This is a genomic window from Ignavibacteriales bacterium, assembly GCA_016709765.1.
GTDB lineage: Bacteria > Bacteroidota > Ignavibacteria > Ignavibacteriales > Ignavibacteriaceae > IGN3.
On the sequence record JADJMD010000009.1, the window covers coordinates 59423 to 72016 of the forward strand.

General features: G+C 33.4%; 11 protein-coding genes. All 11 read left to right on the plus strand.

Annotated elements, in window-relative coordinates; translation table 11 throughout:
* Positions 1 to 75: 75 nt before the first annotated feature.
* Complete coding sequence (locus IPJ23_04215) at positions 76 to 912, plus strand: prolyl oligopeptidase family serine peptidase (GenBank protein ID MBK7629900.1); 837 nt, start codon at positions 76 to 78, stop codon at positions 910 to 912.
* A 19-nt stretch (positions 913 to 931) separates the two neighbouring features.
* Positions 932 to 2932 carry a 4Fe-4S dicluster domain-containing protein gene (locus IPJ23_04220; GenBank protein ID MBK7629901.1) on the plus strand — a complete coding sequence of 667 codons (2001 nt, stop codon included), beginning with the start codon at positions 932 to 934 and terminating at the stop codon, positions 2930 to 2932.
* Positions 2933 to 2960: 28 nt separating this feature from the next.
* Positions 2961 to 3152, plus strand: coding sequence for a histone H1 (locus IPJ23_04225; protein ID MBK7629902.1), 192 nt, complete (start codon positions 2961 to 2963; stop codon positions 3150 to 3152).
* Between the two features lie 64 nt (positions 3153 to 3216).
* Positions 3217 to 4383, plus strand: a complete 1167-nt coding sequence (locus tag IPJ23_04230; protein ID MBK7629903.1) for a CapA family protein — start codon at positions 3217 to 3219, stop codon at positions 4381 to 4383.
* Positions 4380 to 5573 (plus strand): MFS transporter, encoded by a 1194-nt coding sequence (locus IPJ23_04235; protein ID MBK7629904.1) that lies wholly within the window; start codon positions 4380 to 4382, stop codon positions 5571 to 5573. The genes IPJ23_04230 and IPJ23_04235 overlap by 4 nt, the downstream gene beginning before the upstream one ends.
* Positions 5574 to 5591: 18 nt before the next feature.
* A complete protein-coding gene (gene dusB / locus IPJ23_04240) occupies positions 5592 to 6578 on the plus strand; it encodes a tRNA dihydrouridine synthase DusB (protein MBK7629905.1) in 987 nt (328 codons plus the stop codon).
* Positions 6579 to 6605: 27 nt separating this feature from the next.
* Entirely contained in the window at positions 6606 to 7211 is a 606-nt protein-coding gene (locus tag IPJ23_04245) for a PAP2 family protein (GenBank protein ID MBK7629906.1), read from the plus strand.
* A 34-nt stretch (positions 7212 to 7245) separates the two neighbouring features.
* On the plus strand, positions 7246 to 8157 hold the full coding sequence (gene lipA, locus IPJ23_04250; protein ID MBK7629907.1) for a lipoyl synthase: 912 nt from the start codon (positions 7246 to 7248) through the stop codon (positions 8155 to 8157).
* Positions 8158 to 8263: 106 nt separating this feature from the next.
* The gene (locus tag IPJ23_04255; GenBank protein ID MBK7629908.1) at positions 8264 to 10414 is read left to right on the plus strand and encodes a hypothetical protein; all 2151 of its coding nucleotides are present in this window, start codon (positions 8264 to 8266) and stop codon (positions 10412 to 10414) included.
* Between the two features lie 13 nt (positions 10415 to 10427).
* Positions 10428 to 11588 carry a hypothetical protein gene (locus IPJ23_04260; protein ID MBK7629909.1) on the plus strand — a complete coding sequence of 387 codons (1161 nt, stop codon included), beginning with the start codon at positions 10428 to 10430 and terminating at the stop codon, positions 11586 to 11588.
* Between the two features lie 115 nt (positions 11589 to 11703).
* Complete coding sequence (locus tag IPJ23_04265; protein ID MBK7629910.1) at positions 11704 to 12531, plus strand: T9SS type A sorting domain-containing protein; 828 nt, start codon at positions 11704 to 11706, stop codon at positions 12529 to 12531.
* Positions 12532 to 12594: the final 63 nt, after the last annotated feature.

The following is a 12594-nucleotide window of genomic DNA, read 5'->3' on the forward strand; positions in this document are numbered from 1 at the left end:
TAGCCTAAAATTATATTTATGCAAAATCTTTAAAAATATTGACTTTTCTAACATAATTGCTCATATTTCAAATCGATGAACAAAGATTTTAGGCTAAAAACGAAAGAAGGGGATTTTCTTAACATAAGTGTATATGGTATTGAAAATATTAAATCATCACCATGCTTAATTTTTGTTCATGGATTTAAGGGTTTTAAGGATTGGGGTTTCTTTCCATACGCTGCAAAACGCTTTGCAGACAAAGGTTTTTTTGTTCTTTCTTTTAATTTTTCGCATAATGGTGTTGATCACCACGGTTTTGATTTTAATTGTTTAGATAAATTTGCGAAAAACACTGTATCTCTTGAAGTATCAGAACTTGTTCAGGTAATTAAAGCTTATCATAAAGGTTTTTTTGCTAAAAATATTTTTGGTAAAGTAGGTTTGATTGGGCACAGTCGTGGTGGCGGAGTTGTGCTTTTAAGCAGTTTGATTGATGAGGTTGATGCTTATGTTGTTTGGTCATCTGTTGCAAAATTTGATAGATATACTGAGCGACAAAAAAAAGAATGGAGTAAGGCTGGATTTTATGAAGCTTTGAATTCAAGAACAAATCAAATGATGCGAATGAATGTCGATTTACTTGAAGATATTGAAAAAAATAAAAATAGTTCATTAAGTATTGAAAATGCTGTTAAAGATTTGCACAAACCTTTGTTAATTGTTCATGGTGAGCAGGACTTAACAGTTCCGTTTGAGGAAGGTGAACAAATTTTTAATTGGAGTGATAAATCAATATCAAAATTTGAGTTGATAACTGCAGCAGGGCATACATTTGATATTGTTCATCCTTTTGCAGGAAGTAACAATAAATTTGATATGGTGGTTTCTAAAACACAAGATTTTTTAGATAAAGCATTTACTTTTAATTGATTTTAATAAATAGCGTTATATGCAGTTAAAGAATATCATTTTTATTATAGTTTTTTTAGCAACATTTGGATTTTTTGCTTATAGCGTAAATAATCTAATAAAATATCTTAAAGTTGCTAAAAAGAAGGATGATAGATTTGATAATGTTCCTGCAAGATTAAAACGGGTTTGGAATATTGCATTTGCACAAACCAAATTGTTGCGCGATCCTGTTGCAGGCACACTGCACTTTTTGATTTTTTGGGGATTTGTTCTTTTTATTTTTGCGGTTTTAGAAACAATTATTCAAGGATTTTATTCACAGTTTTCACTTTCGATACTCGGTCCTGTTTATGCTCTAATAACTGTCGTACAAGATTTATTTGGTTTATTAGTAATCCTTTCAATTATATTTTCTCTTTATAGAAGATTTATACTAAAAATACCAAGATTAGATGTCGACAAACACGGAAAATTTGATGCAGCATTCATTCTGCTTTTAATTATGTTTATTGTTGTTGCGATGTATGGACAAAACGCCGCCGGAATTGCAAATAATGGAATGAGTTATCATGCATCAGAATTAAGACCTGTTTCAGCATTTATAAGTGGATTGTTTTTTTCCGGGCAAACTTCAACAACAGTTTTGCTTTATGAGTTTTTCTGGTGGATGCATATAATTTTGATTTTTGCGTTCTTAAATTATTTACCATACTCAAAACATTTACACGTTTTAAGTTCAATACCAAATGTGTTCTTTGCAAATTTGGATCCTGTTAGAAATACAATTAAAAAGCTAAATCTTGATGATGAAAATGCTGATACTTTTGGTGTTGCTGATATTGACCAATTTAGCTGGAAACAAATATTAGACGGGTATTCTTGCACAGAATGTGGTAGATGTACATCAGTTTGTCCGGCAAACACAGTTGGAAAATTATTATCGCCAAGAGAAATTATTGTTGATATCAGAAAACGAACTTTAGATAAAGCTCCATTTCTTGTTGAAGGTAAAACAGAGGGTGAGCTTTTCGAAAAAACACTAGTTCATAATTACATACCTGATTCTGTTCTTTGGGAATGTACAACTTGTATGGCTTGCGTTCAGGAATGTCCTGTAATGATTGAACATGTTGATTCAATTGTTGATATGAGAAGAAATTTAGTTTTAACGGAATCTGAATTTCCGGCAGGATTAAATCCTGTTTTTAAAAGTTTGGAAACTAACTTCAGTCCTTGGGCGTTTAATCCTGCAGATAGAGCAGAATGGGCTGAAGGAATGAACATCAAATCAATGGCAGATGATAAAGATGGCGAGATTTTATTTTGGGTTGGATGTGCAGGTTCTTTTGATGATAGATATAAAAAAGTATCAAAGGCATTTGCAACGATAATGCAAAAGGCTGGTGTTAATTTTAGAATTCTAGGAACCGAAGAAAAATGCAACGGCGATACAGCGAGAAGACTAGGAAATGAATATCTTGCACAGATGATGATGCAGGAAAATGTTGAAGTTCTAAATAACTATGGAGTTAAAAAGATTGTTACTGCTTGTCCACATTGTTTTCACTCATTAAAAAATGAGTACCCGCAATTCGGTGGTAATTTTGAAGTAAAACATCATACACAATTTATTGAAGAATTATTGTCTGATGGAAAAATTCAACTAAAGAAAGAGACTGAAAAACATAAAGTTACTTATCACGATTCCTGTTATCTTGGCAGGTATAATGAAGTTTATGATTCACCAAGAAAATCTTTAACTGAAGTTGCGGGAATAGATTTAGTTGAAATGGAACGCAACAAGAGTCGTGGTTTCTGCTGTGGTGCCGGCGGCGGAAGAATGTTTTTAGAAGACGAATCCGGCGGAAGAATAAACGAAGAACGCGCAAAAGAAGCATTAAGTACAAACGCTGATACAATCGCATCAGCCTGTCCGTTTTGTATGACTATGATGACGGACGGAGTAAAACATTTTGAAAAATCGGAAGAGGTTGCAGTAAAAGATATTGCAGAAATAATACTGGAAAACATTAATTAATTCATTCACACATTCATAGGAGGTTCTCATGGAAAAATTCGATCAACTAGTTCAATTCGTTCAAAGTTTGGAAGGTGATTTCCAAAAATTTTATGTGAAAGAACAAGCTGCTGCAGGTACACGTGTGCGCAAAGGCCTAAGCGATCTCAGAAAATTATGTCAGGAAATCAGAAATGACGTTCAAGACGTTAAAGCTGCAAGAAAAGCTCCTAAAGCATAGGAGCATTCTTTAGCAAAACTTAAAAAGGCTGGGTTAGTGATAGCCCAGCCTTATTTTGTATAATATGAAAATCGTAATAATTACATTCTCAATTTTATCCTTTTTTATTTTTAATTCTCCTTCATCTTTTAGATTTGAAGAGAGTAAGAGAACTATAATTTCTCAAGATAGTTCTGTTACTATCAGCATTTCTGTTATTGGAGATTTGATGTGTCATTCTCCGCAGTTTCAATACGCTCAAGTTGAAAAGGATAGTTTTGATTTTTCACCCGTTTACAGAAACGTAAAAAAATATTTATCCGCTTCTGATTTAACTTTTGGAAATTTAGAAACTGTTACTGCTGGAAAAGAAAATGGCGGGTATACAGGTTATCCCTTCTTCAATACACCAAGTTCTTATATAACTGCTTTAAAAGAAGTAGGATTTGATTTGCTAATTACTGCTAATAATCATTCTTTGGACAGAAATGAAAAAGGAATATTAAAAACGATTGATGAAATTAATTCAAGAAATCTTAAATACCTTGGAACATACACATCACAAGGTGACAGGGATTCTATCCGTATTTTTGATGTAAGGGGTATAAAGATTGCAATACTCGCATATTCTTATGGTACAAACGGAAATCCTATCCCAATAGGAAAAGATTATCTTATAAATCTTATAGATTATAAATTGTTAGAGAAAGATATTCTATCCGCAAAATCAAATGGGGCAGATTTAGTTCTTGTTCATTATCATTTTGGAGAAGAGTACAAGCGCGAGCCTGTTCAATTTCAAAAAGAAGTTGTAAATAAAACTATTGAACTTGGTGCAGATATAATTATTGGGGGCCATCCACACGTTTTACAACCAGTAAACTTCTTTAAAACAAATAATGCAAAACTTGATTCGGGATTTGTTGCTTACTCAATGGGAAATTTTTTCTCAAATCAGCAAGCCAGATACAAAGATGCTGGAATAATACTTACAATTAAAATTATAAAAAATATAGTTAAGAATAAATTTGAGATAAACGAAGTTAGCTACTTGCCAACGTGGGTGTTTAAAGGGAATACTTCTAACGGTAACGAATATGTTCTTATTCCAGCAACAAGCGTTTATGATACAACAATTAATTTATCAAAATCAGAAAATGTAAAAATGAATCAGGCATTTGATGATACACGTTACATAATTACAAAGTACACAAAAAATTCTAAACTAAGAGAGTTCAGAGATCCTAATTGAAAAATAAATCGGCACTTGGATTAATATTTTTAACTGTGTTTATTGATTTACTTGGTTTTGGAATTCTCATCCCGATTCTTCCATCATTTTCAGTTAAAGAACTTCATATAGATGAAGCTGCAATCGGAATAGCAATAGCAATTTATTCGTTTGTACAATTTTTATTTAATCCGGTATTGGGTAAAATATCTGATAAATATGGTAGAAAACCTGTGATTGTGGGTTGTTTACTTTTAAATGCACTGGGTTATATTGTTTTTTCATTTACCCATTCCTACGCAATGCTTTTAGCTTCTAGAATTATAGCTGGAATTGGTGGAAGTAGCATCGGAGTTGCACAAGCTTACATTGCTGATGTAACAACAAGATCAGAAAGATCAAAAGGTATGGGGTTAATTGGCGCAGCGTTTGGTCTTGGATTTGTATTTGGACCATTAATGGGTGGATTGTTATCTCCATACGGTTATGCTGTAACTGGCTATGTTGCTGCAGGATTTTCTTCTTTGGCATTTCTATCTACTATCTTTTTTCTACCTGAATCATTAAAAAAGAATGTCACAAATGAATCATCACAGCCGTTCCGAAAAAGAAAATTGTTTGATTTTGCTGCGATGAAAAAAATATTACAAAAACCAGATCTTGCAGTATTAATTTTATTGTTTTTTATTCTCACTTTTTCATTTGCAAATATTTACGGCACGTTTGCTCTGCTCGGATTAAAAGTTTATGGCTTTACAGATATGCAGAATGGTTATATGTTTGGCATTGTTGGACTAACTTCAGCAATTGTTCAGGGTGGATTGATTGGAAGAATAAACAAACTAATGTCTAAAAAAATGATACTTATTATAGGTTCTTTTGTAATAATGGTTGCACTTGCAATGGTGCCTTATGCAGGAACATTTTTGGGACTAGCCATTGTATCGATTATTTTATCCTATGGAACCGGAACATTTCAGCCCACTGTGTTAAGTTTAATTTCTGAAGTAACATCTGAAGCAGAGCAGGGAATTACACTCGGATTGAACCAATCGCTTGCATCTTTTGCAAGAGTTTTAGGTCCACTTTGGGGTGGTTTTGCATTTGAATATTTAGGTTATCCTTTTCCATTTTTAACAGGTGCTGCATTTACAGGAGTTATTTTTTTATTAGCGGTTTTTTATTTACCAAAAAAGATTAAGTTAGATTAGAAAAAATTATTTGATAGTATGTTCAAAGTAGGAAAAGTTGAAATAGATAAAGCAATACTTCTTGCACCAATGGAAGACGTAACAGATATTTCTTTTCGTTTGGTGTGTAGGGAATTAGGTGCCGATGTCGTTTACACAGAATTTGTAAACTCCGAAGGATTAGTTCGTTCAAATCAAAAGACACACAATAAACTAAAAATAATTGAGAAAGAACGACCGGTTGGAATTCAGATTTATGGCGGCAGTATTGAATCAATGGTTGCCGCAGCTAAAATTGCAGAAGCTGAAAATCCTGATATGATAGATATTAATGCTGGCTGCTGGGTAAAAAATGTTGTTGGGTGCGGTGCCGGTTCAGCATTATTAAAAGATATTCCATACCTAACACAACTTGTAAAATCAGTTGTTGATTCAGTTGATCTTCCTGTTACCGTTAAAACTAGAATTGGCTGGGATAATAGTTCAATTCAAATTGTGGAGGTTGCAAAACGTCTTGAGGATGTTGGAATAAAAGCATTAACAGTTCATTGTAGAACACGCGTTATGGGACACAGCGGCAATGCCGATTGGAGCTGGATTCCAAAAGTTAAAGAGGCTGTTTCTATTCCGATTGCTTTAAACGGAAATGTTATGGACGCGAGCGACGTTAAACAAGCTTTTAATGAAACCAATGCTGATGCCGTTATGATCGCTCGTGGTGCGATTGGAAATCCATGGATTTTTCTTGAGGCAAAACAACTTTTAGAAAAAGGATACATCACAACAAAGATTGATGATGAAATGAAAATAAATACTTGTTTACGTCATCTGGATTTAGCAATTGGTATTAAAGGTGAACGCAGAGCCGTGATTGAACATAGAAAATTTTATTCGGGTTATTTAAAAGGAATGCATCACGCTTCAAAAATTAGAAATGAATTAATGCAGCATCTTGAATACAATCCTGTGCGGGATGTTTTATTAAGATATTCAGATGAACTAAAAAAACTTGAGTACTCACTTTAAAACTCTTCTCCATTTTTGAGAATAAATTTGTCTAAAGAAACCACAAATAAATTTGCAAGAATTATTTCTACACTTTTTGTTCCACCGGCGTTTACAATAATTTATTTTTCCATATTTGCATTTGAGTTTGAAATTGAATCAACTAAACGAATTGCGACAATTTTAGTCGCACTTGTATTTGGATTTATAGCGCCAATTGTACTTTTCTTAATCCTTCGAAATAAAGGTAAACTTGCTGATCAAGATGCATCTATTAAAGAAGAACGAACGTTTCCATTTTTAATTGCGATTGTATTCTATCTCACCGGATTGTTTTTTATGATAAAATTTGGGCTCAATATCATTTCAATCGCTTTTTGGTTTTGTTATATTTCAAACACAATAATTACAATTTTTATTAACAAATATTGGAAAATTAGCGCTCATGCAATGGGTGCAACAGGACCATTTGCTGCTATAGTTTTTACCTTTGGATGGATTGGAATTTTAATGTTACCAATTGTAATACTTGTTGGATGGTCGAGAATTAAATTAAAATGTCATACTTTGCCTCAAGTTTTAGCAGGAAGTTTGCTCGCATTTTTTTCAGTATATGTTCAAATGAGTATGATTGTTAATTATTTGTTTAAATAAAATCGTGACAAGAGATTAGAACAAAAGAAATATTATGATAAATCAACATCAACGTACTTTTAAAGAAGAAGCAGAAAAAGCAAATAAAGATTTAGGCAAAAGACCCGATTGGTTAAAAGTTAGATTACCAATTGGTGAAAATTATTCTGATGTAAAAAATCTTATGCGCAAACAAAAACTTAATACAGTTTGCGAAGAAGCTAAATGTCCAAATATTTCAGAATGCTGGAATCATCGCACTGCAACTTTTATGATTCTTGGTGATACTTGCACTCGAAGCTGTGGTTTTTGCAATATTAAAGTTGGAATTCCAAATGAGCTTGATATTGAGGAACCAAAACGTGTTGTGGATTCTGTTGTGGAATTGAATTTACGCCACGTTGTAATAACATCTGTTAATAGAGATGAACTAAAAGACGGTGGTGCAAATATTTTCAAAGAATGTGTTAGATTAATTCGTGAACAAAAACCCGATTGTACTATTGAAATTCTAATTCCCGATTTTAAAGGTGAAACAGAATCCTTTGAGATAATCATGCAAAATCCACCGGATATTTTAAATCATAATATGGAAACTGTTCCAAGACTTTATCACGCTGTTCGCCCCCAAGCGAAGTATGAAAGAAGTTTGGACTTGATAAAATGGTTTAAATCTAAAAATCTCAAAACAAAAAGCGGAATTATGGTTGGTATTGGTGAAAAACCGGAAGAAATTTTAGATTTGATGAGAGATTTAGTTAAAAGTGGATGCGATATTTTAACAATTGGACAATATTTACAGCCAACCAAATTGCATTTACCTGTGGATAGATTTGTTAATCCGGATGAATTTAAAATTTATAAAGAAGAGGGATTAAAAATAGGCTTTAAAATTGTAGAATCATCACCCTTAGTTAGAAGTTCATATCATGCTGACGAACATGCAAGAGCTATTTTTAATGTATGATTAATAACGATTTATTTATACGAATTTTAATTTATTCTTAAGATAAATCTGCGTATTTTAACGCTTCAAAATTCACTCAAGTTTACTATTTAAATTATTTTACTTAATGAAATTAAAATCTACTTTTTCAATTATTCTGCTGCTCTTATCTTTTTCAATTCCTTCAATTGCACAAGAAAATCAGTACAATCTTAACAAAATATTGGATGATGATAATTCCAAATTTACTAATGTTGGAAATATTGCATTAACACTTACTAATTTTGGAATGTATGGCAACGGTTTTGCACTTTGGCCTAATCAGCCAAGCTGCGAGTACCCAATTGGAAGTGGAATTGAACATCTTTTTGGAGGAGGATTGTGGATTGGTGGTATTATAAGAGGTAATACTGAACCTTATGTTACAACAGCCTCAATTGATGCTGCATCAATTTCTGCATCAAGAGGCGGAGGCTTTGAATACACAAATGGAGTTGGGCAAAAAATCATTGAACGTTCCTCATTATTTGATTCACCTTATTACAGCCCATCTGCAATTTCACATCAAGATTTTATTGCCGATTATACGGATACAAATATTGTTTATCTGAATGGTGAGCCTATTACAGATCATCATCCGCTTGGAATTGTTGTTCATCAAGAATCTTATGCATGGGATTTTGCTTTTGCTAACTTTTTTGTGATTATGAATTACACAATCAAGAATGCTTCCGATAAATATATTGATAGCGTATTTATTGGTTTGTGGACAGACACAGTTGTTAGAAATACAAAAATTACTGGGAGACCATCCGGAAGTGCGTTTTACTCACACGGTGGAAATGGTTATAATGATTCTATTAAAATCGCTTATGAGTATGATTCCGATGGAGATCCAGGTTATACGGACAGTTATGTTGGAATTCAATTTCTTGGCTCTGAACCTAAATTGGATGATAAAATTTTAGTTAATAATGATTCTTTATTTACTGTTAATTTTGTTAGCTGGAATCATAGCAGTTCCGATCCATCATTCTTTACGCCTTCAGATGATTTACAAAGATTTAATAAGATGCTAGGCTATTTCGATGCTGGTAATAGTCAAAGATGGAATGACCCAATAAACCCAGTATCATTTAAAGTACCTTCAAACAGATCAATGTTATTATCTGCAGGAAATTTTAGAAGTCTGGCTCCTAAAAGAGATTCGATAGGAATTGCGGGCGATACAATTAAAGTATTGGATTCCATAAATGTTGTGTTTGCAATTGTTTGTGCTAAAAAATTTGGTAATGAACTTGCAGCCTTAGATAATGATGAACAAAAAACTAATCTTTACACAAATGCGGATTGGGCGCTTCGTGCCTATTTTGGCGAAGATAGAAACAGAAACGGTGTTCTTGATATTAACGAAGATTTAGATGGTGATGGAAAAATTACAAGATATATTCTACCAACCCCACCCACCACGCCAAAAGTAAAAGTAATTCCGGAAAGCCAAAAAGCAACCATTTATTGGGATCGGAGAGCCGAATTTTCAATCGATCCGATTTCCGGTAAGCAGGATTTTGAAGGCTACAAACTTTACAGAACACAAGCTGGATTTGATTTAACTCAATCCCAAAATCTTCAAAACTCATTAGTAATTCTGGCTGAGTTTGACAGCACAGGAAATAATGTTGGATTTAATACCGGGTTTTCTGCAGTTAGATTGGATGAGCCTGTTATATTTCCAAATGATCCAACAGAATACTATTACAAATTTGAGATACCAAATCTTTTAAATGGCTGGCAGTATGTTTTTTCTGTTACGGCTTTTGATGAAGGCGATCCTGCAAATGAACTTGAGGTTTTAGAATCAAGTGCTTTAGCTAATTATGAAAGAGTTATTCCTGGAACCCCTGCTGTTGAAGAAGAGAACGCCGAAATTGGAGTTTATCCAAATCCATATTACGGAAACGCAATTTGGGACGGTAGTGCTGAAAGATTAAGAAAAATTTATTTTTATAATCTACCTGCTGAATGCGAAATAACAATTTACACACTTGCCGGAGATATTGTTAAAAAGATATATCATGATGCAACAAGCAATGGGTCTGATATACGATGGTTTCAAAATTATGCAAGCGATGATAAACAAAAATTTGCTGGCGGTGAACATGCATGGGATCTTGTTACAGATAATGATCAGGCAATTGCTACAGGATTATATTTATTTACCGTGAAGAACGGTAAAACTGGTAATATCAAAACTGGAAAATTTTTAATTGTTAAATAAATAGGAGAATGAAATGAAAATTAAATTATTTACACTTTTTGCTGCTTTGTTCATCCTTTCGATGAACATTTTTGCGCAGGAATATCCACTTGTAACTTTACAGGATATTCAAGGCGTTCCAGATTCTTTACTTGGAACTGATCCTCCATCACTATTAAATGGTGATACGGTTAGAGTAAGAGGAATTGCACTTGTAAGTACTGTTATTGACCCGGATACTAATCGCGGTGTTATAATTTCTGCAGGTGCAAGATGGGCCGGTTATATTCAGGACCCTGAAAGTAATTTATGGGGTGGATTAAATATCATTCAAAATGATACTTCCGTAGCAGCACAAGGCACATTTTATGATTTAGTAGATAGTGCAGACATTGTTGAATTTACAGGCATTGTAACTGAGTACAACACAACTACAGAATTAATATTAATTACAGCTCCTCAACCTATTCCAGTTCAAATATTGGAATCACGTCCAAATCGGCCAGCACCAATTGAACTGGAACTTTCAGATTTATTTACTACAACTGGCGGATACAATTTTGATGCTGAAAAATATGAAGGGATGTTGGTTAACTTTCGGAACGTTATTGTGTCAGATAGAAATACAAATGGAAATTTTAAGATAAATGATTTTGACGGACATTCGGCATTCATATATAATCAATCAAGATATTTCAAAACTTCGGGTGGAATTATTCCTGGTTATCAACCGCCATTAAACGGTTCTTATCTTGAGTATTTAACTGGAATAGTTACAACGAGAACGGATGGATATTATATAGTTCCTGTTTATCCTGGTGATATTGGTCCGGTATTACAAAGCCCGCCGATTACAACAAATATAAGAAGAGATATTGTTGAAGTTACACCAAATCAACCAGTAGAAATCTCAGCATCCATTTCAGATTTAGATGGAACAGTTGCCGAAGCAAGAGTTTATTACTCTGTTAATCAAGGTGCAAAAGATTCAGTTCAAATGACATTTTCTGCAACTGATCAATTATATAAAGCTACTATACCTGCTGTAACACTTGATTCCGCTTTAGTAGATTTTTACATCTGGGCAAAAGACAATGAAGATTTAGTAAGTCTTACTCCGGTTGATACTGTTAAACAAAAATATTTTTATTTAGTGCTTAACAGACCATCTAAAAATTCAAGATGCCCAGTATAGCCCTTTCGGTGGCGGATACAGCGCTTACAATAATTATCGTATCAGTATAACAGGTGTTGTAACATCAGATTCTTCGGATATTAAGGGATTTGGTTCTGCTGCTTTAAGAATATATATGCAAAATGGAGAAGGACCTTGGAGCGGAATCCAAATAGCTACAAACGGTACAATGGGTACACAAGTTCTTAATTTACAAAGAGGAAATAAAGTTACTGTTACCGGCGTTATAAGAGAAGTATTTGATGTAACTGTGATAGATAGTTTATCTGCAATTACAGTTGTATCTCCCATAAATCCATTACCAGCTCCGCATGTTTTAACAACAAGCGTTATTGGTACTGCCGGTAACAATGCAATCGGTAAAGAAGAGTGGGAAAGTGTTCTTGTTCAATATAACAATGTTTCAATAACTGCATTAAGTGCAGACGGTACATCCAATTTTGGTGAAATATACGTTAGTGATGGCTCTGGGAATACTCGCGTAGAGTTGGAAGAAGGGAACCATCCTTACCAAAATGGAACTATACCTGCAAGACCTATATTGGTTGGACTGAATGATACTTTTGACGCTCTAAAAGGTGTGCTTTACTATTCATTTAGTAATTACAAATTAGTTCCAAGAAAAAATGATGATTTTGTAAATTATGTAACTGATGTAAATACAGAAAATGGATTGCTGACGGATTACTCAATTTCGCAAAACTATCCCAATCCCTTTAACCCTTCTACTACTATTTCCTACGCTCTTCCAAAGGAAGAAATGGTTACGATTAGAGTTTATGATATTTTGGGACAGGTTGTTAAAACACTCGTAAACCAAAGTCAATCAGCAGGGACACACACAGTATCATTTAAAGCAAATGAATTAACTTCTGGAATTTATTTTTACAGCATTCAAGCTGGTAATTTCAATCAAGTTAAAAAAATGATGCTGCTTAAATAGTTTTGTTTTAGTTCCTCCTCAAATATTTTGAGGAGGAACTGATTTTTAATGTAAACAGAATTT